The organism is Giesbergeria anulus, from assembly GCF_900111115.1.
Taxonomy (GTDB): Bacteria; Pseudomonadota; Gammaproteobacteria; order Burkholderiales; family Burkholderiaceae_C; genus Simplicispira; species Simplicispira anulus.
The window spans coordinates 19,191-44,820 of sequence record NZ_FOGD01000015.1 but is presented as its reverse complement, the minus strand read 5'-3'; the positions used below and the strand labels follow the sequence as shown (position 1 = coordinate 44,820).

Below are 25,630 nucleotides of genomic sequence, written 5' to 3'. Positions count from 1 at the left end.
TTTGCTGACATCAATGTCGTTGGTGGCCCCACTGCGCTTGAGCAGGCCCGTGCCCGTGACGGCCAGCACCCCGGTGCTGGCGTTGTAGGTGGCGCTGGTCAGGGTGGGAACCGCTACATTGCTGACGTTCAGAACATTGCCCGTGAGGTCGGCATTGCCCGTGCCATGCCAGTCGGCGGCAGCAGCAATATTGAAGGCAGTGCCCCCAGTAGAGGCTGTGCCCGCCTTGTTCAAAATCTGGTGGATGGCCGCTTGGTCTGTGGCGTTGAGGGTGATAGAGATGCTGGTGGCACTGCTGGCACTAATGGCCCCGGTTTCGGTCAGGGTGTAGGTGGCCCCGCCTTCACCCGTGAGCGTGAGCTTGCTTTCATCGACTGAGCCACCATTGGTCAGGTCGGTGCCGGTGATGGTGAGCACGCCAGTGCTGGCATCGTAAGTGGCGCTGGTGATAGCAGCGCTGGTGGGTGCCTCGTCATTGGTAATGGTGCCGGTAGCCGTAGCGTCAGAAATCGTCGCGTTACTGGCGTTGGATAGGGTGACGGTGAAAGCTTCGTCGCTTTCGGTTGTAGTGTCGCCAGCGATATCGACAGTAAAGGTCTTGGTGGTTTCCCCGGCGGCGAAGGAGAGCGTGCCACTGGCGGCGGTGTAATCGCTGCTAGCAGTGGCCGTACCGTTGGAGGTCGTGTAATCGAGCGTAACCGCCCGACCTGACGCGGCGCTCAGGCTGACCGTAAAGGTCATGGTGGAGGTGCCGCTGTTGCCTTCAGCCTGACTGACATCGGCGATCGACAGGGTGGGCGTAGCATCATCGTCGGTGATCGTCACCGTCGCTTCTTGGGTGCCGCTTTCGGTGGCTCCGCCGCCACCCGACACGCCGGTGATCTCGATGATAGCGGTCTCGTCCGCCTCATCCAGTGCGTCTTGCACGGCGCTCAAGGTTGCCGTGCCGGTAGTGTTGCCAGCAAGGATGGTGATCGTGGCCGAGGACAAAGTGAAGTCGTCGGCTTGCGTCGCGGTGCTGGTGCTTTTGCGACCGATGGTCACCGTGGTGTCGGCGGCGGCGACGGCGCTCAAGGTCGCGGTGATGGTGGAGGTGCCAGCGGCCTCAGCGACGCTAGCGTTGTCGACGGAGAGGGTGACGGTGGGGGCGGTGGGCCCTGTGGATGTCGTGAAGGAAAGGAAAGACGGATTGTAGATACCCGTTCTTGTTTTCAGCGAAAGATCAACCAAACCGAAAATCGTGCCATCGCCAGCATGCAGGGAGTTTTTCCCAAACTCGATGTAATATTTTGTTTCAGCCGACAGGTTCCCATTGGTGTGGATCGTGAGGGATGTAGTCCCATTTCCAGAGAACAGCGAGGTTGTGCTGGAGTTGATCGTCTCAACCGTATTGCCAGTGTTGAACTCCTTGATCTTGATATCACCGTTGCCAAAAAAGATCGCCTGATCGAAATTCAAGACGATATCGCCTCCTACCGCGAACGTGGCATTGCCAGCAGTCGGGGTCGAACTAGTCAGGTGCGGCACGGTACCGGTGGACGACACCAAAACACCTGTTGAGTTATTGACGGTTTCCCAAAAATCCAGAACGCCATCATTGTTGTAATCCCCCACGAATGTTCCAGCACTGAGCAAGTCCGGAAGCGTGATCGCAGAGAATGGGGAGCCACCAGCAGTGCTGGCAATAGGAGCCGCAAATGTGCCATCAGCATTGTTCTTCACATAATTGATAGCTGTGCCAGAACCCCCTGTTTGATACAAAATATCCGAATACCCGCCTCCGCTGAAATCGACCACGGCAATTCGCGCTGAGGCACCGATGGTTGGCGCACTGGCGATTGTTGGAATCGTGTATCCGCTAGTCCCGCTCAAAACGATCTTCGCCTGGTTGTTCGACGTGGCAAGCAACATATCTGCCTTGCCATCTCCATTGAAGTCACCGATATATGAGGTACTTGTTAAAATATCGGGAAACGTCACTCCAGAAAAAGGCGACCCAACAGCGCTCGCAGCTACCGTGGTGAAGGTGTTGTCATGATTATTGTGACTGTAATAGAAGCTCGATCCAGCAGCGCCATTCTGATAAATGAAGTCGGTGTAACCATCCGCATCAAAGTCGCCGGCCACAATACGACCAGCAGCAGCCGGAGTCGGAAATCCGGCTGTCGATGGCATGCTATAGCCGTTGCTTCCGCTCAGAACCAAGGTTCCAGTTGTGTTATTCGCCGCTATCCAGAGGTCTGATTTGCCATCATTGTTATAGTCGCCAACGAAGGTGGTCGCTGTTGTGAAGTCGGGAATCGTGAGTCCCGAAAAAGGCGATCCAGCGGTGTTCGCGACTACCGTGGTGAAAGTGCTGTTCTGATTGTTATGGCTATAGTAGATGGTCGTTCCAGCGCCGCCATGTTGATACAAGATATCCGTGTACCCATCTCCATCAAAGTCCCCGACCAACACTCGAGCAGAGGCAGCGGGAGCCGGAAAGCCGGTGGTGGAGGGCTTGCTATAACTAGCCGTCAACAATGCGTCATAATCGGCAAAGCTGATCGCAGTTCCGAAGAGAGCAGCACCAAGCGCACCTGTGCTGCGCTCTAGATTCCAGTTGCCCCCAAGGCTTGCTCCGCCAGTCTGATCCATCGAGGCAGTGACCGTGGCTCCGGTGATGCTGGCCAAACCGCTGATGAATTGTTGGCCGTTGTCACCTGCCGCGATAGCGCAGCCATAAAGCAGTAAATCGCCTTCTTCATTCAACGCTGCACCCAAAGCCGCCAGTTCTCCGGCCCGTTCATCCTGCGTTGCCTGATTCAAGTCAAAAGCGCCCAGCCGCACCATGCCCGGCGCACCGTGGCTCAGTAGATGAATCGCGTCGTACCCGGACTTGCCCTGCGCCCACGCCGCCATCTGAGCCAGACCATCGGCACTGCCATCGAGCAGCACCACCTCAACGCCAGCCTTCACGCCGTCTACCAGCGTCTGGTAATGAGCCACGCTGGTGTCGATGAACACTACCTCCTTGCGACCCGCGTTGGCTACCGGGTCGGCCTCACGCAGAACTTGTGGCCATGCGGCCATCCCAGTCAATTCATGGACGCTAGTCGCTTCGCGCATCGAATTCATCAGGTTTGCGCGTGAAACCTCGGCATTTATGCCGGGGAGGTAGAGCACGGAATGAACAACGGCGCTCCTTGCTTTGGGCCGTTACCTGCTCACGTCCGTTTAATGGCCCGGTTGACAAAAAGAAGTGGCGCGGCCTTTCACCTGCGCTGGGCTTTGCAGCTCTGCCTGTAAAGGCTTGGTGGCGCACACCTTGTGGCGCGTCTGCCTTCGACAAGGGTTATTCGGCAGCGATGGGGTATAGCCCAGTAACGGCAAAACAGGCGACGAGGCCGAGGTAGGGGTCGAGGACCGAGACCGGGGTGTTCGTGGTCGGGTTTGCCCCCACAGTCACCGTGCCGCTCAAGGCTCCTGTGCCACTGACTGTGGCGTTGAAGGGCTGGAGGGTGGTGTTGGTGGTGGCGTTACTGAATGCCTTCACCGGTACCTCACTCAATGTGCCCGGATCCTCATAGTTGGGCTTGGCCAGATTGACCGTGTTGCCGGGGACATCCGTGTTTGCAGAGGCATTTCCCACTGCGGGGATCGCCACGCTGACGTTGATGCCACTGATCGGGCCGCCAGCGAACGTCGCCGAGTGATTATGCTGCGGCAGATTGTTCGCAACCAACGGAACTGTTGGCGCCCCCCCTTTCTGAGCAACCGGCACGTTGGGCAGCTCGGGGCCCTGACCAGCACCGATGATGTTGCGCCCCCGCAGATCAGGGAGCGCGAAGGTCTGGTCTTTACTCCCGCCAAAAAGGTTGCCGATAATCGCATAGACGGCCTGGTATTGAGCGACCGGCAGAATCCGACCATCCGCCGGCAGATAACCCTGCGGACACGGACCACCGCGGGCATAGTTTGCCATGAAGCAAACGGAGCCGATGTAGGGGTCTGCAGCACACGCAGCGGCATGCGTGGGGATGATCATGGCGGCGAGCGCGACGGCACCGAACAGCGCTTTGGCTTTGATATGAAGCATTAAGGCGTATCTCCGATATACATATGAGAAAGTAAGTTTTCTCATAAAACGAAAATACCACTGTACCGCGCGACAATCAATACGAAGTTTCTTGCAAAAACTCCTCATAAGTAACCACGTGTAACCAAATATGGAATTTGGAACTAATGGCCGTTAGAAAGAGAAATACAGCCCGCTAGTGGGGCAGCTCCAAATTCCAAATCGGTTTCAAATGGTTACTTATTCATTCCAAAAAACAATCTCAACAGTGGCAGTGGCAAAACTGCCTGTGTTTCATCCCAATTTAGCGCAGTGGTCACGGCTTGTGGGTTTATCGTTCCTTGGCGGGCGCGCTGGCCGAGGTCTTGGCGCTCGCTGGCGCTAAAGGCCGAGAAGGTGCGCCGCACCAATGGCAAGATGTTCGTGAAGTGGGTCTCGCCCAAACTACACAGCCAGTCATTGACCAGTTGCCACAGTTGGTTATCGTGCAGCAGCACCATCGCATTGCGGTTTAAAAAGCCTTCTAGCCATGCGGCTGCTTGCAGCGGTGGTGTGCTGCTTGATAGGTGCAGCGACAAGGCCACCGCCGCATCTGTGCCTTGCCAGATGCCTTCATCGAGCAGCAGGCGTCCGGCCAAGCCTTGCAGCAGTTCGTGGGCGGTGCTGCTGTCGGTCATCAGGCGCAAAGCGCGTTGCCACGCTTGGGTTTGTTCTTCGGCATCGCGCAAAGCCACGGCACTGTGGGCGGCCAAAATGGTGCCGCGCAGTTCGTGGGCGCTGTCGTCGTCAATGCCGCTACAGGCGAGTGGCAGGCCAATAGCGGCGCGCACGATCAAGCCATCGAGCATATGCGCCACCATGCCGGTGTCGGTTTGGCGCACATTGCCATAGCGAAAAACATTGGCCAACGGCGGCAGCGCTTCGAGCAGTTGCACGGTGTCGCCATTGACGGCGGCGCGGTTTTCTAAGATGCGCGTGATGGCCTGCACCGCTGGCTCTAGGTCGGCCAGCAGCACTTCCTGCACCAGTTGGGACAGGGCGCTCAGGGTCTCGGCCTTGTGGGCGCGCTCTAGGCTGGCTGTACTGGCCGCCGCCACCAAGGTCTGGCCCCACTGGCTGGCTTCAATCAGGCGCACAGCAAATTCGGGCTGCCATTGCAGCGCCCAAATTTCATGGAAGGTGCCTTTGGCCGAGCCACCCGTGCGGCTGGGATGGCCCCACGGCAGATCAATCAGGCGCAGGCGGTGCAGCAGGTGGCTGCGTGCCAAATCGTTGGGCTGGCGCAAATCCAAGTCGAGGGTGCGGTGCGTGGCTTCGGGTTTAAGGCGCAGCGATTTTTGTTGCTGCTCCACGTCCTTTTGCAACGGCACGGTGGGCACATCGGGCGGCACTTGGCCCATGCGCTGGCCTACCAGCAGGGCGTCGGCAATGAAGTCGAGAGCCGCATCGTCGCCCATCGTCAGCACGGTACGCGTGGCTTCGTGCAGTTCTTCCAGTCCGGCCTGTGGGCGCTGGCGCAACGCGGCCAAGGTATCGGCCAGACGGGTGGCTTCAATCAGGTGGGCGCTAGAGCAGTCTAAATCGCGCTCGCGCATCAGCTTGGCAACCCGTGCCAGCCAACCCACGGTGCGCGGGGGCACGGTGGCGGGGTTGGCATCAGCGGCTTGACCGTGTAACCACAGGTGCTCATACCAGCCGGGCGCTTCAATGCCCGCACCATAACCGCTGTCGCGGCTGAGGTGGCGATACGTCCAAGGCACCCACGTCGATTGCACCTTGAGCTTGGGCAAGCCTTTGAGCAAGGCGTTATCGGCGCTGGCCTTGACGGTGGCTTGCAAGCCGCCCAAATGCCAAGCCCCGCAGACCACGGCGATGCGTTCATGGCCTTTTTTGACAGCCTCGCGGATGCGCTGGCGCATATAGGCTTCGCGCAGCAGTTCACGGCGGGCGCGGTAGGGGCAAGATTCTTGCGCTTGCTCGCCCAAGTCGGCGCGCAGCGTAGTCATGGCTTCGGCAATGGCAGCAAACAGTTCTTCGCCGTCGCCGCGCTCTTCGACGGTGTGGTTCCACCAAGTTTCCCCATCGGCATGGCCTGCGGCTTGGGCCAGCCAGTTGAGTGGATCGCTGCGGTAACTGGGTTCGGGTTCTGTCGCAGCAGCGGGGGCGGCAGCATCCGCGCTGGGTTCGGTGCCCGTATTGGTATCGGTTGCAGCAGCTTCGGTGGCTGGAGCATCCTCGGCAGCGGCTTGGGCGGCTTCTTGGGCTGCAGCCTCTTCTTCGCGGGCTTTGGCGAGGGCCAATTGGTGTATCAGGGGCAGGTCGATGAACGAGGCAGGTACTTGCCGTTGCAAGGCCCAGCGCAGCGCCTGCCATTCGGGCGAGAACACAGCAAACGGGTGGTACACCGCCCGCCGGGGTTCATCCGGGCAGTAACTGAGCAGCGCCACCGGGGGCTGCATCTGTTCAGACAGCAGGGCCGCCAGCACGCCTTCGCCTTCGGGCGGGCCTTCTACCAGCACGCAGTCGGGTTGCAGAGCCTCAAAGGCATGGAGCAGACTGCGCGCGCAGCCCGGCCCGTGGTGTCGGATACCAAAATAGTGGACTTTGCTCACAGCGGCGGCCTGTTGTTATTCGAGTTCCTTGCAGGCGCGGTACAGGCTCTTCCAGTCTTCGCGCTCTTTAACGACAATGTCGAGGTACTCTTTCCAGACTACAGCATCTTGCACCGGGTCTTTGACCACCGCGCCAATCAAGCCTGCCGCTACGTCGTGCGGGTGCAGCACGCCATCACCAAAATGCCCGGCCAGCGCCATGCCGTTGTTAATCACCGAAATGGCCTCGGCGGTGGACAAGGAGGAGCTGGGGGACTTGAGCTGCGTTTTGCCATCCAGCGTGCGGCCACTGCGCAACTCGCGGAAAATCTGCACAATGCGGCGCACTTCTTTCAGCGCGGGTGGTTCGGCGGGCAATTGCAGGGCTTGGCCCATTTCATGCACGCGCTTGACGACGATGGAGACTTCTTCATCCTCGCTGGAGGGCACGGGCAACACCACGGTGTTAAAGCGGCGCTTGAGCGCAGCAGACAGTTCGTTCACACCCTTGTCGCGGTTGTTGGCGGTGGCAATCACGCTAAAGCCGCGCACGGCTTGCACTTCCGAACCTAGTTCTGGGATAGGCAGGGTTTTTTCTGACAGCACGGTGATGAGCGAATCTTGCACATCGGCGGGGATGCGGGTCAGCTCTTCCACGCGGGCGATTTTGCCGTCGCGCATGGCGTTCATCAGTGGGCTGGGTACCAGCGCCTTTTCAGACGGGCCGTGAGCCAGCAACTGGGCGTAGTTCCAGCCGTAACGCAATTGTTCTTCACTGGTGCCTGCGGTGCCTTGAATTAGCAGGGTAGAGTTGCCACTGACAGCAGCGGCCAGATGCTCCGACACCCACGATTTGGCGGTGCCTGGCACGCCATAGAGCAGCAGCGCCCGGTCGGTGGCCAGCGTAGATACGGCAATTTCCATCAGGCGGCGGCTGCCGATGTATTTGGCGCTGAGTTCAAAACCGTTGTCGAGCTTGTCACCCATCAAGTACGACACCACGGCCCACGGCGACAGTTCCCAGTTGGCCGGGCGCGGGTGTTTGTCCACTTTTTTCAGCTCTTCGAGTTCGTGGGCAAATTGGTGTTCAGCGTGTTGGCGCAGGGCGTTAGCAGTGCTCATGGATTTCCTTGGGGGGCGACGGATGAGGGTGAGGGCAGGCGGGCGATGGCTTGGCGGGCTGCCAGCACCGGCATTTGTTGGCGCAGGGCTTGCGCCAAGGCTTCGGTGGGTTGGCCTTCGTGCTGGCTAGCGTGTTGGGCCAAGGCCGACAGCTGCGGCAAGGCATTGTCGTGGAGCACGCAACACAAATCGGCCAGCGGTAACTGGTAGTAGTAGCGTGGCTGGTAGAGTGGCAATTTACTCACCAGCAATTGCGACAGCGGCTCCGACAGGTACTGTCCGGGCGCATAGGCAGCCACGATTTGTTGCACCACTTCTTCGAGGGTGCCTTGTTTCGGCTTATCGATGGATTCGAGGGTGCGTTGCCAGTAGGGTTCGCGCTCAGTGGCCGATAGCAGGGCCAACACGGCAGCGGGAGATTCTTGCATTGCTTTGCCGGGCCAGTGCTCCAGAAAAGCCAGGCACCACGCCACCACAGGGGCCGGGCGCAGCACTTCCCACCAAGCACGCACCAGAGCTTCTGTCCAGTCGCTCTTGCGTGCCCATTGCAGGAGGGCTTCGGGGGTCATGCCGGTGTGTTGCTCCCACCACGCCAGCGGCACCTGCCGAGCCAGTTGGTACAGCCACCAAGCGCGTTCACCCAAGCGCTCGTGGGTGGGGCGCTCGGCGTCAATGCCGTGGTTTTTCCAGTCGGGATCAGCGGCTTCTGGGGGCTGCACCATCCAGCGCTGGCCCGAGACCCCGCGCAGCCCGGTTTTCAGCACAATGCAGGGTTGCAGGCGGGCGATGGCCGCTTGGGTGATGGCGCTTTCGGGCAACTGCACCAGCAAGGTGCGGGCAGTTTGGCGCACCTCGCGGCTGCGGTCTTGGGCGGCCAGCGTGGTGAGCAGGGTTTCATCGTCGGCAGACAAGCCGGTTTGCAACACAGCCAGCAATTCGGCGCGCTCTTTGGCGGGCAGATCGGACAGGCTGGCTTGCAAGCGCTCGCGGCCCTGCGCTGGGTGGTTTTGGCGCTCTTCGCGCAGCAGTTGTATACGTTGCGCCAAGGTGCCTTCTTGCCAGCGGGTTTCAAGCGGTGCGCTGTCGGCACTGCCTGCGGCATAGCGCCAAGTGCTGTGGTGCCGCGCTAGCCAGCGGCCCCGCTCACCCAGCACAGCGGCCACGGCGGGGCGCAAGGCGCTGGCACGTTGGGCAGTGTCTAGCGCTAGGGGCAGCAAGGTAGCGGGCAAACGCCAGCCCGCAACGGCCATCTGCTGGAGCCAATCTATCTGCAAACGCTGCGGGGCATCGGTGAACAGCCAACGCAGGGTGTCTTTCAGTGCCTTGTCTTGCAGTGCTTGTTGCAGGGCATCAGCGGGAGCCACACCGTGGCTGGCGGGGTTGGGCATTGCGGTGGGGCGCTGGCCTGCGCGCTCGCAGACGGTCAGCACGCCTGCCGCTTGCAACAGGGCCTGTGCCGGGGTGCTGGCTTGTGCTTGTAGCTGCGCCAGTAATTGACCTACCGCGCCCTCTAGCACGGGCAACTCTAGGGGCTTTTTGTCGGTACCCACCATGGCTGGGGGCAGCAGGTTTTTCCAGAGGCTGGAGGCTTGCGGTGTACTCATGTCAGACGGGACTCCATATCCAGAAACCTTCGGGGCTGCGGGCGGTGAGCGGGCGCAAGCTGCTGCCGTCCCATTCGCCGTGTACCGTCATGGGGTGGCCGCCGCTGAGAGCTAGCAAGGCCCAGCCATCGCTGAGGTGCAGTTGCAGTGGCAGGGCGACATCGCCCCAGTGCAGGTGAAACCGCTCGCCGTCATAAGTCAGGATGGCATCTTGGCAACGCAGCGGGTGCAGGCTGCCCCAAGGGTTGGCAGCCACGCGCTGCGCTACGGCTTGCCATTCTTGCGCTGGGGTGCTGGTGAGCGGGGGCTGCTGATCGTCTGGGGGAGTGATAGCCTGCGTTTGCACCACCAAGGCGCGCAGCGGCGCAGCGCTGGGGTAAAAAGCCAGCGTGGCCTGCACGCTGCTCAGGGCCATCCATGATTGCTCAAACACCCGGCCCGGAAAGATATGGTCTAGCACCAAAGCCCGCTGCCCGGTTTGCACGCCATGCAGCCAGACCCGGCGCTCAATCAGGTTGTTGTCGCGTTCTTCTTGAATCACGCCCAATACTTGCCATTGGTCGGTCGCTTTGGTGGCTTGCGCCAGCACGGTGTCTTTGTCGATGGGCCAACCCATCAACACGCGCAGGTCGGCACTGGCTCCTTCATCCAAGGCGTCGCGGCGCTGGATGGCGTTGCAAGCCAGTTGCAGCAGGCCCAAGCGGCGCAGCACGTTTTCAGGCCATTGGGGGCCATCAAGCAGGGCGGCGGCAGCGTAGCGCAGGCGTTGGGCCAAGCCGGGAGCCTGTGCATCCACCAACCGGGCGGCCATGCTCTCCCAAGCATCACGGCTGGCGGGAGTGAGATGGCCCAGCCCTTGGGCAACTTGGTCGAGCAGCCACTGCTGCAATTCGGCCACGCCCTTGTCAATGCGGCTCCAGCGCTTTTGCGCCGTTTTGAGGGCCGTTTCTTCGGCCTTGGGGTCAGCCGCTTTCTCTGCTGCTTTTTGTTGCTGTTTTTCTTCTTTTTTCTGGCTGCGCTCGGTGCGCGAGGCCAGCCATTCACTTACCCAAGCCGGTGGCTGACCCTGCTGAAACTGGGTGGGATTCTTAGCCCAGAGCAGCAGCAGCGCCAGACCATGCTTGCACGGAAACTTGCGGCTGGGGCAGGAGCAGCGAAACGAGGGGCCAGACAAATCGACCTGCGTTTGGTAGCGGCTGCTGCCTTGGCACTCGCCCCAGACGGCGGCATCGCTGGCACCAAGCAAAGGCCATTGCCCTGGTTTGGTCAGCCCATTGGCGGCTTTGGCCGAGGCCGCATCGGGGGCCAGGGCGAGAACAGATTCGGCGCTGAATTGCTGCATGGACACCTATGGAACGCAGGAGTAAGTGGCAGACGCCCGGTGCGCCGCCCGAGAAACAATTTGCCATCGTAGCGTGTTTTTACCCTCTCACCCGCCTCCAACGTAGCGATTGCAGCTCCAAAGATGTTCCAAGTTGTGTGCCTGTCATGGCTATGTACCACCTATGCCCGAGCTACACAGTAGTTAATCTGTTGGCTGCATGAAAAAACCCGCCAACTGCGCTGAGCTGGCGGGTTTTATTGAATTTTGTGGTCGGGGTGAGAGGATTCGAACCTCCGGCCTCTACGTCCCGAACGTAGCGCTCTACCAGGCTAAGCTACACCCCGATATTTTGCTGCTTGCGTGGCACCATCGCGCTGGAAACTCAGGTGCGCCGCTGCAAAAGCTGAGCCGCTAATTGTAGCAAATTGGTCGAATAATCATTGGCTGGAAGTTGCGCCAAAGCGGTGATGGCCCGTTGCGCTTCAGCAGCAGCAGCGTCGCGGGCTGCCGACAAAGCACCCGTTTCACGCACAATCGCCACAATCTGGTCTAACTGATCGGCACTGCCATTTTCAATGGCCTGGCGCACAATAGCCGCCTGCTCTGGCGTGCCGCGCTGCATGGCAATAATCAACGGCAATGTAGCCTTGCCCTCGCGCAAATCATCGCCCAAGTTCTTGCCCAACTCGGCAGGGTCGCCGTCGTAGTCAAGGACGTCGTCAATGATCTGAAAGGCCGTGCCCAAGGCTTGGCCGTAGGTGGCGCACGCTTCTTCTACCTCAGGGGAACTGCCCGCCAGCACCGCCGCCAGCCGAGCGCTGGCCTCAAACAGCTTGGCCGTCTTGGAGCGAATCACCAGCAGATAACCCTCGGCACTGAGCGAGGCATCGTGCATATTCATCAATTGCAGCACCTCGCCTTCGGAGATGATGTTGGTGGCCTCGGCTAGGATCTCCATGATCCGCATCTGGCCCACCTCCACCATCATCTGGAAGGCGCGGGAATACAAAAAGTCACCCACCAACACGCTGGCCGGGTTGCCAAAGGTCTCATTGGCTGTGGGGCGGCCCCGGCGCAGGGTGGAATCGTCCACCACATCGTCGTGCAGCAAGGTGGCGGTGTGGATGAACTCCACCACTGCCGCTAACGCGAAACGGTGCGCCTGCTGGTAACCCAGCGCACCGCTGACCATCAGCAGCAAAGCAGGGCGCAGACGCTTGCCACCGGCAGCAATGATGTAGTGCGAAATCTGGCCCACCAGGGGCACGCCAGAGGCAAGGCGGTCGGCAATGACCTGATCGACCGCACGCATATCGTCCTGAATCAGGGCGAGCGGAGAGGCGGTGATACCAGAGGATGGGGGGGCTGATGCTGTCAAGGTGATGGTCGCTAACGGTGGGCGAAATTATAGGAACCTAGGCTGGCACGATAGCGGCCTGTGGGCACTAGGCAACCACGCGGTTGGACTGGTATAATTTCCGGTTCCGTGAAGATTCTTTCATGGAAACTCACAATCCAAGAGGTTCACATGTACGCGGTCATAAAAACCGGCGGCAAGCAGTATCGCGTTGCTTCCGGCGAAAAAATCAAAGTAGAACAGATTGCTGCGGACGTAGGCCAGGAAATCGTGATCGACCAAGTTTTGGCAGTCGGCAACGGCGCTGAAATCAAGGTTGGCACCCCCCTGGTGTCCGGCGCAACCGTCAAGGCAACCGTTGTTGCCCACGGCAAGCACGACAAAGTGCACATCTTCAAGATGCGCCGTCGCAAGCACTATCAAAAACGCCAAGGTCACCGTCAACAGTTCACTGAACTGCAAATCGGCGACATCGCTGCTTAAACAGGAGCTTTAGTCATGGCACAGAAAAAAGGCGGCGGCTCTACGCGAAACGGGCGCGATTCCAAGCCCAAAATGCTCGGCGTGAAGGCTTTCGGCGGTGAACTGATCAGCGCTGGCTCGATCATCGTTCGCCAACGTGGCACCAAGTTCCACCCCGGCCCCAATGTCGGTCTGGGCAAGGATCACACACTGTTTGCGCTGGTAGATGGCCACGTGTCGTTCTCGACCAAGGGCGCGCTGTCCAAGCACACAGTCACCGTGACTGCCGCAGCCTGAGGCTTTACGCTCTCACTGCATACCAAGCCCCGCCTGGTCGGGGCTTTGTGCTTTCTGGCTGACAAAGGTCGCCAGACAAGCTGCCGTTTTGTACACTGGGAATCCTGATGAAATTCGTTGACGAAGCCTACATAGACATTGCCGCCGGTGATGGTGGCAATGGTTGCGTGTCGTTCCGGCACGAAAAATACAAGGAATTCGGTGGCCCCAACGGCGGCGATGGCGGTCGCGGCGGCCATGTCTTTGCCATAGCCGACCCCAACCTGAACACGCTGGTCGATTACCGCTACTCACGCCGCCACGAAGCCAAGCGCGGTGAGCACGGCATGGGCTCCGATATGTTCGGTGCCGCCGGAGACGACATCACGCTCAAAATGCCTGTAGGCACCATCATCACCGACGCCGAAACTGGCGAAGTGCTGTACGAATTGCTGGAGTCGGGCGAAGTCATCACCATTGCCAAAGGCGGCGATGGCGGTTTTGGCAACCTGCGCTTCAAAAGCGCGATCAACCGCGCACCCCGGCAAAAAACACCCGGCTGGCCCGGTGAACGCAAAAACCTCAAGCTAGAACTCAAGGTGCTGGCCGATGTGGGCCTGCTGGGGATGCCCAACGCGGGCAAATCCACTTTTATCGCGGCGGTATCCAACGCCCGGCCCAAAATTGCCGATTACCCCTTCACCACCCTGCACCCCAATTTGGGCGTGGTGCGTGTTGGGCCAGAGCAAAGCTTTGTCATTGCCGATATTCCGGGGCTGATTGAAGGCGCTTCCGAAGGTGCGGGCCTAGGCCACCAATTTTTGCGCCATCTGCAACGCACCCGCTTGCTGCTGCACATCATCGACATGGCCCCGTTTGACGATGCCGTCGATCCCGTGGCGCAAGCCAAGGCCATTGTCGGCGAGTTGAAAAAATACGACAAAGCCCTGCACGACAAACCGCGCTGGCTAGTGCTCAACAAGCTGGACATGGTGCCGCAAGATGAGCGCGCCGCTTTGGTGGCTGATTTTGTCAAGCGCTTCAAATGGAAGGGGCCGGTGTTTGAAATCTCCGCCCTGACCCGCGAGGGCTGCGAGGGCCTGATCCACGCCATTTACCGCCATGTCAAGGCGCAACAGATCGCCGAACAAGCCCCCGTGGCGGAGGTCGATCCACGCTTTAAGGATAAGGGCGAAGAAGTCGATCCCCGCTTTGTCGATCCCACCTGAGCCTGTTTTTCTTCACGATGAACATGAACGCAAATCAAGTTTCGGATGTGTTGCGCCATGCGCGCCGCTTGGTGGTCAAAGTGGGTTCCAGTCTGGTCACCAACGAGGGCCGGGGGCTCGATGAAGTCGCCATTGGTGAATGGAGCCGCCAGTTGGCGGCGCTGGTGCGTGGCGGTGCCGATGGGGTGCCACGCGAGGTCATCATGGTCTCTAGCGGGGCCATTGCCGAAGGCATGAAACGCCTAGGCTGGACAAGCCGCCCCAAAGAAATCCACGAATTGCAGGCAGCGGCTGCCGTGGGCCAGATGGGTTTGGCGCAGATGTACGAAACCAAGCTGCGCGAAAACGGCATTGGCAGTGCGCAGGTGCTGCTCACCCATGCCGACTTGGCCGACCGCGAGCGCTACCTCAACGCCCGCTCTACCCTGCTCACCCTGCTGGGCTTGGGCGTGGTGCCGGTCATCAACGAAAACGATACCGTCGTCAACGATGAGATCAAGTTTGGCGACAACGACACCTTGGGCGCGCTGGTGGCTAATTTGGTCGAGGCCGATGCCTTGGTCATCCTCACCGACCAAAAGGGCCTCTACACCGCCGACCCGCGCCGCGACCCAGCGGCACAGTTTGTCCACGAGGCCAAGGCCGGTGACCCCGCCCTAGAAGCGATGGCCGGTGGCGCAGGCTCCAGCATTGGCCGGGGCGGCATGATTACCAAAATTTTGGCGGCCAAGCGTGCAGCGGGTTCGGGCGCATCTACTGTCATTGCGTGGGGTCGTGAACCCGATGTGCTGTTGCGCCTAGTGCAAGGCCAAAGCATTGGCACGCTGCTGGTAGCGCAAACTGCCAAAACCCAAGCACGCAAGCAGTGGATGGCCGATCACCTGCAACTGCGCGGTGCCGTGGTGGTAGACGACGGTGCCGCCACCAAGCTGCGCCACGAGGGCAAAAGCCTGCTGCCTATTGGCATGACGGCGGTAGAGGGCGAGTTTGCCCGTGGCGACGTCATTGCCGTGCGCGATGCCAGCGGTGCAGAAATTGCCCGTGGCTTGGCCAACTATGCCAGCGCCGAGGCCCGCCTGTTGTGCCGCAAGCCCTCGCTGGAGTTTGAGCCACTGCTAGGCTATGCTGCAGAACCCGAAATGGTACACCGCGACAATTTGGTGCTGATGGGCGGCTAAAGCCCTTTCAGTCCACTGCCGCAGTGGCTGGGCTGGGCTGCGGCTCGGCCACAAAATTGGTGCCGGGGTCGGGGTCAAACGTGGCTCCAGGCGGCAATTCAATATCGCGGTGCAGCAGCAAATGGCCGTGGCGCAGCAGCATGGTGCCACTGCCCTGCTCTGGCTCACGCGCACGAAAGCTGCCACGCAAGTAGCGGTTGCGCTGCTCGTGCCGGGGCAAAAAACGCGCCAGCTCGGTCAGCGCCATACGGTAGACGCCCCTTTTGAACTCCACCACCACATCCAGCGGCACCCAATAATCGTTCCAGCGCCAAGCATCAAATTCTGGATGATTGGTGGCGCGCAGGTTCAAATCGGTGTCGTAGCCGATCAGTTGCAGCAGGTACCAAATCTGTTTTTGGCCTCTGTAGTGGCCGCGTGCATCGCGGCGGACGTACCGTTCAGGCACCTCGTAGCGCAACCAGTCCCGGGTGCGGGCAACCACGCGCACATGGCTAGGCTGCAAGCCCACCTCTTCGTGGAGTTCTCGGAACATGGCCTGCTCGGGTGTCTCTCCCCGATCAATACCACCTTGCGGAAACTGCCAGCTGTGGGTGCGTATGCGCTTGCCCCAGAACACCTGGTTTCTCTGGTTGAGCAGGATGATGCCGACGTTGGGCCGAAAGCCGTCCCGGTCAAGCATAATCAAACCCCAAATTTTTAAACTGAGCCCATTATGCACGGCCCCTTGCACGCCACAAGGGGAGCTTGTCCTATGGGCCAGCCGCATTGCAATGAAAGCCTCCCAGTTCCTCATTTCCACCCTCAAAGAAGCCCCCGCCGATGCTGAAGTGGTAAGCCACCAGCTCATGACCCGTGCGGGCATGATCAAAAAGCTCGGCGCTGGCATTTACAACTACATGCCCATGGGCCTGCGCGTAGTGCGCAAGGTCGAGGCCATCGTGCGCGAAGAAATGAACCGCGCCGGGGCCGTCGAACTGACCATGCCAGTGGTGCAACCCGCCGAGTTGTGGCAAGAAACAGGCCGCTTTGACAAAATGGGGCCAGAGATGATGCGTATCCGCGACCGGCATGGCCGCGATTTCGTCATTCAGCCCACCAGCGAGGAGGTAGTAACCGACATCGCCCGCCAAGAGCTGCGCAGCTACAAGCAGTTGCCTAAAAACCTGTACCAAATTCAAACCAAGTTCCGCGACGAGCGCCGCCCCCGCTTTGGCCTGATGCGCGGGCGCGAATTTGTCATGAAGGATGCCTACAGCTTTGACCGCGACCAAACCAGCGCCAAAGCCAGCTACCAAGTGATGGCTGCCGCCTACCGCCGTATTTTCGACCGCTTTGGCCTGACCTACCGCGCCGTGGCCGCCGACAGCGGTGCCATCGGTGGCGACCTGAGCGAAGAATTCCAAGTGATTGCCGCCACCGGCGAAGACGCCATCGTCTACTGCCCCAACAGCGACTACGCCGCCAACATCGAAAAGGCTGAAGCGCTGGCCCCCACCCAATCGCGCCCAGCCGCCAGCCAACCCCTGACCCAAGTGCCCACCCCCAGCAAGACAGCCTGTGCCGATGTCGCCATTTTGCTGGGTGTGCCTCTGCAACAAACCGTCAAGTCCATCGTCTTGGCTACCGATCAGCTCAACGAGCAGGGCGAGATCGTGAAGAGCCAAGTTTGGCTGCTGCTGCTGCGCGGCGACCACGAGATGAACGAGATCAAAGTGGCCAAGGTGCCCGGTTTAGACCAAGGCTTCCGTTTTGCCTCTACCGCCGAGATCGTTGAGCATTTTGGTTGTGAGCCGGGTTATCTGGGGCCACTGACGCTGCAAAAACCGGTCAAGCTGGTGGTAGACCGCGAAGTGGCGGTGCTGGCCGACTGGATTTGCGGTGCCAATGTGGTCGATCTTCATACCACCGGCGTCAACTGGGGCCGCGACCTGCCCGAACCTGAGTTGGTAATGGACTTGCGCAATGTGGTGGCCGGAGACAAGTCTCCTGACGGCCAAGGCGAACTGGCAATTGAACGTGGCATTGAAGTGGGCCATGTGTTCTACCTCGGCACCAAATACTCCAAGGCCATGAACGCCACCTTTCTGGCCGAAGATGGCAAGCCCGCCTTTTTTGAGATGGGCTGCTACGGTATCGGCATCACGCGCCTGCCCGCCGCTGCCATCGAACAAAACCACGACGAGCGCGGCATCATCTGGCCCGATGCCATCGCCCCGTTCACCGTGGTGCTGTGCCCCATCACCCCAGACCGCTTTCCAGCCGTCAAGGAGGCTGCCGAGGCCCTCTACGCCCAATTGCTGGCCGAAGGTATCGACGTGATGCTGGACGACCGGGGCGAGCGTCCTGGCGCGATGTTTGCCGACTGGGAGCTGATTGGCGTGCCGCACCGCATCACTATTGGGGATCGGGGCCTGAAAGAAGGCGTGGTGGAGTACCAACACCGCCGCGACACCACTGCCACCAAAATTGCCACCACTGACGTTTTGGCCCACCTCAAAGGCCAACTGGGCGTATGAGCACCCGCTGGGACACTGCTAGTGTCGGCGGGGTGTCGCGCCGCGCCAGCTTGGCCTCTTTGGGGGCGCTGGTGGCGGCACCAGCGCTGTGGCTGGGCAGCCCTACGCCAGCCCACGCTGGCGGGCAAATGGAAGAGCCGCTGATGGACTCAGTGCGCACCGCCCTGAGTTCTGCCGTGCTCAACCAAGCGCCGCCGGAGCCGGAGTTTCCCTCCACTGAGGCCCGCTTGGGCTATCTGCACTGGATGACCGCTATGAGCGAGCGCCTGCGCAGCCGCAAACCCGATCTGGAAGTACGCCGCGATTTTCTGCAAACGGCATGGTACGAAAGCAAACGGGCCGGGCTGGATGTATCGCTGGTGCTGGGGCTGATCCAAGTAGAAAGCGCCTTTCGCAAATTTGCCATCTCCAGCGTTGGGGCGCGCGGCTATATGCAGGTCATGCCCTTTTGGACACGGGTGATTGGCGATGGAGACCCCGGCAAGCTGTTTCATATGCAGACCAATCTGCGCTTTGGCTGCGTGATTTTGCGCCACTACCTAGAACGCGAGCGCGGCGATGTGTTCATGGCGCTGGGCCGTTACAACGGCAGCCGGGGCCGCGACCCCTATCCTAATGCGGTGTTTACCGCACAGCGCAACTGGATTTTTAACGGCGCAGGTAACCTAGGAGCTTAAGCAAGAAAAAATTTCTACGTTCTTCTTGATGTTTAGCCTGCTTATAAAATATTTGCAAAAAATGCACTTTGATAAATATCTTTTGTGGACGCGATACAAGGGAATGACGAGATGCACAAACATACCGCCACAGTGGTGGTATGTGCCAGTCGAATGCTGATAGCTGGCCGCAGGGGTTAGTAAACCCAAAGCCCTGCGCGAGGCACAAAACCGGCTACGGGCGCGCTACCTACATCCATTTTTCTGGTCGGCTTTTTACTTAACCGGTTCTGACGAATGAACCGACAACGCGCGCGACACCATCACTTGGTCAATGCGGTAGCTGTCCACGTCCAACACTTCAAACTTGTAGCCGCCCCAACTGACGCTGTCGGTGCGCCGGGGCACGCGGCGCAGCATCACCATCAAAAACCCGGCCAAGGTTTCATAATCTCCGGCGTGGGGCAACTCGTCTAAGTTGAGTGCGCGCAGCACATCGCCAATAGGCGTGACCCCGTCAATGAGCCAAGAATCGGCATCGCGCCGAATAATTTGCTCCTCATCAAAGGGCGAGACCAAATCGCCCATCACCGTACTCATCACATCATTGAGCGTGACCAGCCCCACCACCAAACTGTATTCATTAACGAGGATGGCAAAATCTTCGTGGGCTTGGCGAAACTGGGTCAGCACCTCGGCCAAGGTCAGGCGGTCGGGCATGACCAGCACCTTGCGCACGAGGCTATCGTCTTGCAAAGAAATGGGCTGGTTATTGAGCACACGCTGAAACAGGTCTTTGGCATCGACATAGCCCACCACGTGGTCGATATCGCCCTCGCAAACTGGGTAGGTTGAGAAAGGCTCGGCGGCAATGCGCAGCCGAATCACGGCATCAGATTCATCACGACGAAAAAACGAAATGCGCTCACGCTGCGACATCGCGCTGCTGACCATGCGCGTATCGAGCTCAAACACATTGGTAATCACCTGCTGCTCGCTGGCCGCCAGCACCCCTGCTTGGGTGCCCGCCTCCATCATCGCCAAAATGTCGTCGGAGGTGATGCGCTCATCACGCAAGGACGACAAACCCAGCAGCCGAAACAGGGCATCAGCACAGCGGCTGTAAAACCACACCAGCGGGCGCAGCAAAGTCATGCACAGCAGCATGGGTGCGTGCAAGCGCAAGGCCAGCCGTTCGGGCTCGGCCATGCCCAAGCGCTTGGGCAGCAAGTCCGACAACAAGATAAACAGCGAGGTGATGAGCAGGAACGACACCAAAAAACCGGCCGTTTCTGCTGCCGCGACTGGCAACCACCAGCCAAAAAAAGCCGTCAGGTAGGGGCTAAGGGCCCCTTCACCCACAATACCGCCCAAAATAGCCACGGCGTTCTGGCCAATTTGCACCACGGTGAAATAATCCCCCGGCTGCTCTTGGGTGCGCAATACCCGTGCCGCACGGGTATCACCATCGTCGGCCATTTGGCGCAGGCGCAAGCGCCGCGAAGCCGCCAGAGAAATCTCGGCGGCAGAGAAGAATGCGCTGGTAGCCACCAGCGCAGCAATAAACAGAAAGTGGTAAAGCATGATCGGGGCAGAAACACAGGATGTGCCGGGCCGTATGCCACCACGCCAGTGTAGCCGGGCTGCGGCTAGCGCAGCTTAGGCTGGGTTCAGAACCTGCTGCAACTCGCCCGACTCGTACATCTCCATCATGATGTCGGAGCCACCAATAAACTCGCCCTTGATGTAGAGCTGCGGAATAGTGGGCCACTGGCTATATTCTTTAATGCCTTGGCGGATGGCGTCATCTTCGAGCACGTTGACGGTAACCACCGCTTTGGGGTCTACGCCGCAAGCCTTCAAAATCTGGATGGCACGGCCCGAAAAGCCGCACTGCGGAAAGCTGGCGGTGCCTTTCATGAACAGCAAAACGTTGCTGGACTTGACCAAGGTATCAATGCGTTGTTGGGTGTCGCTCATGGGAAAAGTTTCTCTGTGTCTGCTAAAAGATGCGCGATTATTTCACTGTTGCCCCACCCAGAGGGCCAAAGCCACAGGCTGGTCATGCTGGCGGTGTGGTTTCAGTGCCCAGCAGCGGTGGTGCCGCAGGCAGCCACAGCGTAACAGTGGTGCCCGCCCCCAAGGTGCTGTCTATTTGCAAATGGCCACCACTCAGCTCGACAATTTCTTTCACAATGCTCATGCCCAGCCCGGTGCCCTGAATCTGCCCGGAGGAATCAGCGCGGTAAAAACGCTCACAAACTCGGTTAAGTTGTTCTGGGGTCATGCCGATACCGTCGTCTTGCACCTGCACACCCACCTGAGCCCCCTGCGCCTCGGTATGGGCATGGCAGTAGTGCAGTTGCACTTGACCCCCTTGTGGCGAGTACTTGTAGGCATTGGACAAGATATTGAGCAGGGCTTGCTGTAGTTTTTTGCGGTCAACCTGCACCCACAAGGGCACATCGCTCTGGGGCAATACCGGGGCATGGCGTTCTGCTGGTGGCTTGTAGCCTGCCACCACTTCGGCCAGCACCTCCTGCAAGGCCACCCGCTCCACCACAAAGTCTTTGCCTCGGCGCGATTCAATGCGTGCCAAATCCAACAACTCATTGATGATGGAAGACATCAGCTCGGACTGACGCGAAACAGTCTCTAGTAGCTGGTTGCGCTTGGGCGCGTCAAACTCACGCATGCGCAGCAATTCAACATAGCCATAAACGCTGGTCATGGGCGTGCGCAACTCATGGGCCGCCGTAGACAGAAACTCACTTTTCATGCGATCCACCTCAGTCTCATGGGTGACATCACGGAAATACAAAATTTGCGAGACTGTGGCGGTCTCTGACAAGCGAATGAGCACCTCAATCATCCGGTGGGCTGGAGCGGCCAGCTCAAACAATCGGTGCAGTTCGTGGTCGTTACTGGTTTGGTGCTGTGCCTCCGACTGGCGACGGCTCTTGTATGCTGCCCGCAGCGCAGCCACGGTCGGAAAACGCGCTTGGGCCAATGATTTTTGCGCCAGTAAGGTAGAAAAATCGTCTTCATCCAAGCCAATGACCTGCTCTGACTCTAAACCCAGCATATGCAAAAAAGCCCGATTGGCAAAAGCCACCTTGCGCCGCCGGTTGAACAGCACAAAGCCATCGGGACTGAGGGCAAAAATGGTATTGAGCTGCTCAGAGCGGTCTTGTAGCTCCTTGGTGCGATGCACCACCAGCCGCTCTAGATCGAGCCGGTACAGTTCTAGTTCTGTCTGGATGGCGTGGCGCTCGGTAATATCACGCAGCAGCACCAGCACAAAGGTGCGATCACTCCAACGCACTCGGCTGATGCTCAACTCTGCCGGAAAGGTGCTGTCATCACTGCGACGCAGCAAGGTTTCAAGAAACCGGCCATCCTCACCGACCTCATTGAGCAAGGCTGTTACTTCTGCACGGCTGTAATGGGCATCCCAGTCGTGCAGGTGCATCTGCTGCATCATGGCAGTGTTACAGCCCAGCAAGGCCGCTGCCCGTGGGTTGGCCTCAAATACGCTGCCATCGGGGTTGAGCACCAGCACGCCATCGCGCTCATGCTCAAACAGCGCCCGGCGGCGCGAGGCTTCTTCGGCAATATGGTGCTGGGCCACCTCTTGCTCGGCCGCTTGGCGGGCGATGGTGTCCAATAAGGCATCAAAATGGCGCATGAGCTGACCCAGTTCATCGTCGTACTGGGGCACTCCGACCCGGGCAGTGCGATCTCCCTGACCCACAGCCACCATCGTGCTAGTGATGGCGCGCAAGCGCGTCGTCAGCATCCGACCCGCACGCAAAAACAGCACAGACAACACCAACATGGCTAGCGCCAGCAGGCCAGCGACGAGCATCAGTAACACGCTCATCACCCGCTGGTAGGGGTGATAGGGAAAGCCCACACCAATCAGGCCAATGCGTTGGCCGTGGCCATCGAGGATGGCGTCATATCCGGCCAAATACGATTGGTCGGCTAACACTACTTGGCCCAGCCAAGTCTCGCCTTGCTGGAGCACCCGTTCTAGCACTTCGGGTTGGACTACGGCCCCGGCGGCATCGGCACCACGGTGCGCACTAGCGGCAATACGCACCCCATCCATAAAAAGGGTAACTATGCCTTGGGTGTCGTCGGGCAACATCCCTACCGGGAAAATCAACTCGCGCATATGCTCCATCAACGCTGCGTTCTGGTTGAGCAAAATGCCGCCTACTAGTATCACGTCTGGGTCATTGACGGCCAGCGGAAAATGGGCTGCCGCATTGATAAGCAAGCCTTGCAGCAGGGCCGGTGCTCGCTCCGGTGATGGTGCAGGCAAGAACAATCGGTCAGAAAATTCGGTGGAAAAAGCGGCCAATGCCGCCCATTTAAAGTGCTCATAAGCTGCACTGGCCACCCCCATCTGGGCCTGACGCACCACATACGATGGTGGCAGCACGCTGCCTCTGGCTACCCCGCTACTGGAGCCAAGTACCGTGCCATCAGCACTGGCAATGAGTAAAAAATCCAACCTGCCGCCCTTGGCTGCCGTGGTCAAGGCTTCGTTGATGTCTTTTTGCGGTGCATGATCGCGGATGAGCTGGTTGAGCCGCTCTGTCTTGACCAGTTGCTCTACGCGCCAGCCGACATCGGTTTTCACTTGGTTGAGATAATTGTGGCTACCCGCCAAATTGCCACGCAAAGTTAACAGCAGCAAGTGGTTGGCCTGTGCACCGCCCACCCACACCAGCACACCAATCACAATCGGAAACACCACCAGCAGCGGCACCAATCCCAGCACCCACAACCGAAAGCGCAAGGAGCCAGTCCATGCCTGATGCCAACGTGCCATGGTCGTTACCGCAGTGACAAGAGAAGGCACCGACGAAGGCAAAACAGGAGGTGGCATGGAACAAAAGGTGGAAAATCGTATCGGAAACCGGCTCATTAGAGCGCGCTCCCATTATCTGTTCGGAGCCAATATGGCTTTTTACCTTGGGCCACCACACATTGTCAGGGTCGAGTTTCTTAGATCAAACGGATAAGAAAAAAAGTGGACCAGTGTGTTTGCAGGAAACTTGTAGTGCGAAGTTTTTCAAACTCGCTGGGTGCAACGTAGCCCAGACTCGAATGCAACCGCTGGGCGTTGTAGACGTTCACGATGTAGTCGGCAATGAACAGGCCTGGCTAGGGCTGGCACGCACCAATCGAGAATCACGGCCAGATCAAGCCAGCCGCTGGCAACGGTGACTCTTTTGTCTACTAGGCCAAAGCACGCCGTGCGCCAGTGCAACGCTCGGTGCCTGCCAAATCGCAGCGCGTTTGCACCTCACACAGCCCCACTGCCGCCAACAAGGCACGCACGCTGGCGGCCTGATCCCAACCATGCTCTAGCAGCAGCCAGCCACCGGGGAGCAGGTGTACAGGTGCTTGGGCCACAATCTGCCGGATGTCGTCCAGCCCATCGGGGCCACTGGCCAAGGCTTGCAGCGGCTCGTGCTGTAAGGCCGCTAAATGCGGATCAGCACTGGCAATATAGGGCGGGTTAGAAACGATGGCATCAAACAGGCCGCTCACCCCTTGCAGCCAGTGGCCCTGCTGAAACTGCACCGCCAACCCCAAGCGCTGGGCATTGGCTTGGGCCACGGTTAAGGCGTCTTGGCTGGCATCCAGCGCCAGCACTTGGGCATCAGGGCGCTGGTGTTGCAGCGCCAAGGCAATGGCACCGCTGCCAGTGCCCAAATCCAGCACTTGGGGGGCGACGGTGCTGGTCGGCAACACTTCCAAGGCCCAATCGACCAAAATTTCGGTATCGGGGCGCGGATCGAGCACGCGCGCATCCACTTGCAAAGGCAGGCCGTAAAACTCTTTGATGCCAGTCAGGTAGGCCACCGGCTCCCCCGCAGCGCGGCGCTGGCACAGGGCCTGAAACGCAGCACTAACGGCTGCTGGCAAAACGTCGGTGTCGTGGGCCAGCAGCCAAGCCCGATCATGCACCGGGCGGCCCAGCGTGTGCAATAGCAGCATTTGGGCATCAATGCGCGCCAGCCCTTGGGTGCGGGCATAGTTCAGGGCATCGACCAGAGTTGGCAGCGGCAAAGCAGACATGGCTACGGCTACCATTTCAGCCCAAATGAGCAGCTTCTAATTCGGCCAACTGCTCGGCCTCGTGGGCATGTTGCAGGGCTTGCAGCACATCGCCCAAGTCGCCTTCCATCACATAGAGCAGCTTGTACAGCGTCAGGTTGATGCGGTGGTCGGTCAGGCGGCCTTGTGGAAAGTTGTAAGTGCGGATGCGGTCGCTGCGGTCGCCGCTGCCAATCAGGCCCTTGCGCAAGGCGGCTTCTTTGGCGGCACGCTCACTGCGTTCTTTTTCTTGGATACGCGCTTGCAGCACTTGCAAGGCTTTGGCTTTGTTGCTGTGCTGGCTGCGGCCATCTTGGCATTCAGCAACGATGCCGGTGGGCAAGTGAACCACACGCACGGCAGAATCGGTTTTGTTGATGTGTTGGCCGCCCGCACCACTGGCGCGAAAGGTATCGATGCGCAAATCAGCCGGGTTGAGCTTGATGGCTTCGGTCTCATCTGGCTCAGGCATTACCGCCACGGTGCAGGCGCTGGTGTGGATGCGGCCTTGGGTTTCGGTGGCAGGCACACGTTGCACGCGGTGGCCGCCCGATTCAAACTTGAGCGCGCCATAGACGTTATCGCCCACCATGCGCAACACAATTTCTTTGTAGCCGCCCAGTTCGGCGGCGTTTTCGCTCACGGTCTCGACTTTCCAACCGACATTGGCGGCATAGCGCATGTACATGCGGGCCAAATCCCCGGCAAACAGCGCCGACTCGTCGCCGCCGGTACCGGCGCGGATTTCTAAAAAGGCGTTGCGGGCATCGTCCGGGTCTTTGGGCAGCAGCAGGCGTTGCAATTCGTCTTCAAGTTGCACCAACTCGGCTTGGGCGCTGGTGATTTCTTCTTGCGCCATCTCGGCCATATCCGGGTCAGAGAGCATCTCTTGCGCCCCGGCCAGATCGTTTTCGCGCTGCTGGTAGCGCCGGTAACGTCCGGCAATGGCTGTCACTTCGGCGTGTTCACGCGAGAGCACGCGGTATTGGGCCATATCGGCCATGATGTCATCGCGCGAGAGCAAAAAGTCCAGCTCGCCTAGGCGCTGGGCATAACGCTCCAACTGGCTTCTCAGAAAAGGTTTCATGGGAAAATTTGAAGGGGCAGCGCCATCGAGGACGCTTGCAGTATCAGGAAA

Annotated in this window: 19 protein-coding genes and 1 tRNA gene; 6 read left to right on the top strand and 14 right to left on the bottom strand. The window is 59.5% G+C overall.

Annotated features, from left to right (window positions below; translation table 11 throughout):
* From BMX55_RS14910 to BMX55_RS14875, 8 genes are all read right to left on the bottom strand, one after another.
* On the bottom strand, positions 1-3,117 hold a 3,117-nt coding region (locus tag BMX55_RS14910; protein ID WP_143059696.1), incomplete at its 3' end, for a DUF4347 domain-containing protein.
* A gap of 217 nt (positions 3,118-3,334) precedes the next feature.
* The gene (locus tag BMX55_RS14905; protein WP_177172926.1) at positions 3,335-4,078 is read right to left on the bottom strand and encodes a phage tail protein; all 744 of its coding nucleotides are present in this window, start codon (positions 4,076-4,078) and stop codon (positions 3,335-3,337) included.
* Positions 4,079-4,293: 215 nt separating this feature from the next.
* Entirely contained in the window at positions 4,294-6,669 is a 2,376-nt protein-coding gene (locus tag BMX55_RS14900) for a DUF5682 family protein (RefSeq protein WP_091459068.1), read from the bottom strand.
* A 15-nt stretch (positions 6,670-6,684) separates the two neighbouring features.
* Positions 6,685-7,770 (bottom strand): ATP-binding protein, encoded by a 1,086-nt coding sequence (locus BMX55_RS14895; protein ID WP_091459066.1) that lies wholly within the window; start codon positions 7,768-7,770, stop codon positions 6,685-6,687.
* Complete coding sequence (locus tag BMX55_RS14890; RefSeq protein ID WP_091459064.1) at positions 7,767-9,374, bottom strand: DUF5691 domain-containing protein; 1,608 nt, start codon at positions 9,372-9,374, stop codon at positions 7,767-7,769. The genes BMX55_RS14895 and BMX55_RS14890 overlap by 4 nt, the downstream gene beginning before the upstream one ends.
* 1 nt (position 9,375) lies before the next feature.
* Positions 9,376-10,716, bottom strand: a complete 1,341-nt coding sequence (locus tag BMX55_RS14885; protein WP_091459062.1) for an SWIM zinc finger family protein — start codon at positions 10,714-10,716, stop codon at positions 9,376-9,378.
* Between the two features lie 249 nt (positions 10,717-10,965).
* A tRNA-Pro gene (locus BMX55_RS14880) sits at positions 10,966-11,042 on the bottom strand.
* Between the two features lie 38 nt (positions 11,043-11,080).
* Positions 11,081-12,010 (bottom strand): polyprenyl synthetase family protein, encoded by a 930-nt coding sequence (locus BMX55_RS14875; protein WP_091459061.1) that lies wholly within the window; start codon positions 12,008-12,010, stop codon positions 11,081-11,083.
* Between the two features lie 216 nt (positions 12,011-12,226).
* Here BMX55_RS14875 and rplU point away from each other — a divergent pair, with 216 nt between their 5' ends.
* The 4 genes from rplU to proB all read left to right on the top strand — a co-directional run bounded on the left by rplU (position 12,227) and on the right by proB (position 15,200).
* Positions 12,227-12,538 (top strand): 50S ribosomal protein L21, encoded by a 312-nt coding sequence (gene rplU, locus BMX55_RS14870; protein WP_091459059.1) that lies wholly within the window; start codon positions 12,227-12,229, stop codon positions 12,536-12,538.
* Positions 12,539-12,553: 15 nt separating this feature from the next.
* Complete coding sequence (gene rpmA, locus BMX55_RS14865; RefSeq protein ID WP_091459058.1) at positions 12,554-12,814, top strand: 50S ribosomal protein L27; 261 nt, start codon at positions 12,554-12,556, stop codon at positions 12,812-12,814.
* A 107-nt stretch (positions 12,815-12,921) separates the two neighbouring features.
* Positions 12,922-14,022 carry an Obg family GTPase CgtA gene (cgtA, locus tag BMX55_RS14860; protein WP_091459056.1) on the top strand — a complete coding sequence of 367 codons (1,101 nt, stop codon included), beginning with the start codon at positions 12,922-12,924 and terminating at the stop codon, positions 14,020-14,022.
* 23 nt (positions 14,023-14,045) lie between these two features.
* Complete coding sequence (proB, locus tag BMX55_RS14855; protein WP_091459054.1) at positions 14,046-15,200, top strand: glutamate 5-kinase; 1,155 nt, start codon at positions 14,046-14,048, stop codon at positions 15,198-15,200.
* Between the two features lie 7 nt (positions 15,201-15,207).
* Here proB and BMX55_RS14850 read toward each other — a convergent pair whose 3' ends face one another.
* On the bottom strand, positions 15,208-15,882 hold the full coding sequence (locus tag BMX55_RS14850) for an RNA pyrophosphohydrolase (protein WP_091459074.1): 675 nt from the start codon (positions 15,880-15,882) through the stop codon (positions 15,208-15,210).
* Positions 15,883-15,973: 91 nt separating this feature from the next.
* On the opposite strand from BMX55_RS14850, the gene BMX55_RS14845 reads away from it, so the two are divergent.
* Positions 15,974-17,719, top strand: coding sequence for a proline--tRNA ligase (locus BMX55_RS14845; protein WP_091459052.1), 1,746 nt, complete (start codon positions 15,974-15,976; stop codon positions 17,717-17,719).
* Positions 17,716-18,396: a lytic transglycosylase domain-containing protein gene (locus BMX55_RS14840; protein ID WP_091459050.1), complete on the top strand. Its 681-nt coding sequence runs from the start codon at positions 17,716-17,718 to the stop codon at positions 18,394-18,396. The genes BMX55_RS14845 and BMX55_RS14840 overlap by 4 nt, the downstream gene beginning before the upstream one ends.
* 255 nt (positions 18,397-18,651) lie before the next feature.
* Here BMX55_RS14840 and paeA read toward each other — a convergent pair whose 3' ends face one another.
* From paeA to prfA, 5 genes are all read right to left on the bottom strand, one after another.
* Positions 18,652-19,959 (bottom strand): polyamine export protein PaeA, encoded by a 1,308-nt coding sequence (gene paeA, locus BMX55_RS14835; protein WP_091459048.1) that lies wholly within the window; start codon positions 19,957-19,959, stop codon positions 18,652-18,654.
* Between the two features lie 75 nt (positions 19,960-20,034).
* Positions 20,035-20,355 carry a Grx4 family monothiol glutaredoxin gene (gene grxD, locus BMX55_RS14830; protein WP_091459046.1) on the bottom strand — a complete coding sequence of 107 codons (321 nt, stop codon included), beginning with the start codon at positions 20,353-20,355 and terminating at the stop codon, positions 20,035-20,037.
* Between the two features lie 82 nt (positions 20,356-20,437).
* Entirely contained in the window at positions 20,438-23,275 is a 2,838-nt protein-coding gene (locus BMX55_RS14825; protein WP_177172925.1) for an ATP-binding protein, read from the bottom strand.
* A gap of 353 nt (positions 23,276-23,628) precedes the next feature.
* The gene (gene prmC / locus BMX55_RS14820; RefSeq protein WP_091459072.1) at positions 23,629-24,474 is read right to left on the bottom strand and encodes a peptide chain release factor N(5)-glutamine methyltransferase; all 846 of its coding nucleotides are present in this window, start codon (positions 24,472-24,474) and stop codon (positions 23,629-23,631) included.
* Between the two features lie 16 nt (positions 24,475-24,490).
* A complete protein-coding gene (gene prfA / locus BMX55_RS14815; RefSeq protein WP_091459042.1) occupies positions 24,491-25,579 on the bottom strand; it encodes a peptide chain release factor 1 in 1,089 nt (362 codons plus the stop codon).
* Positions 25,580-25,630: the final 51 nt, after the last annotated feature.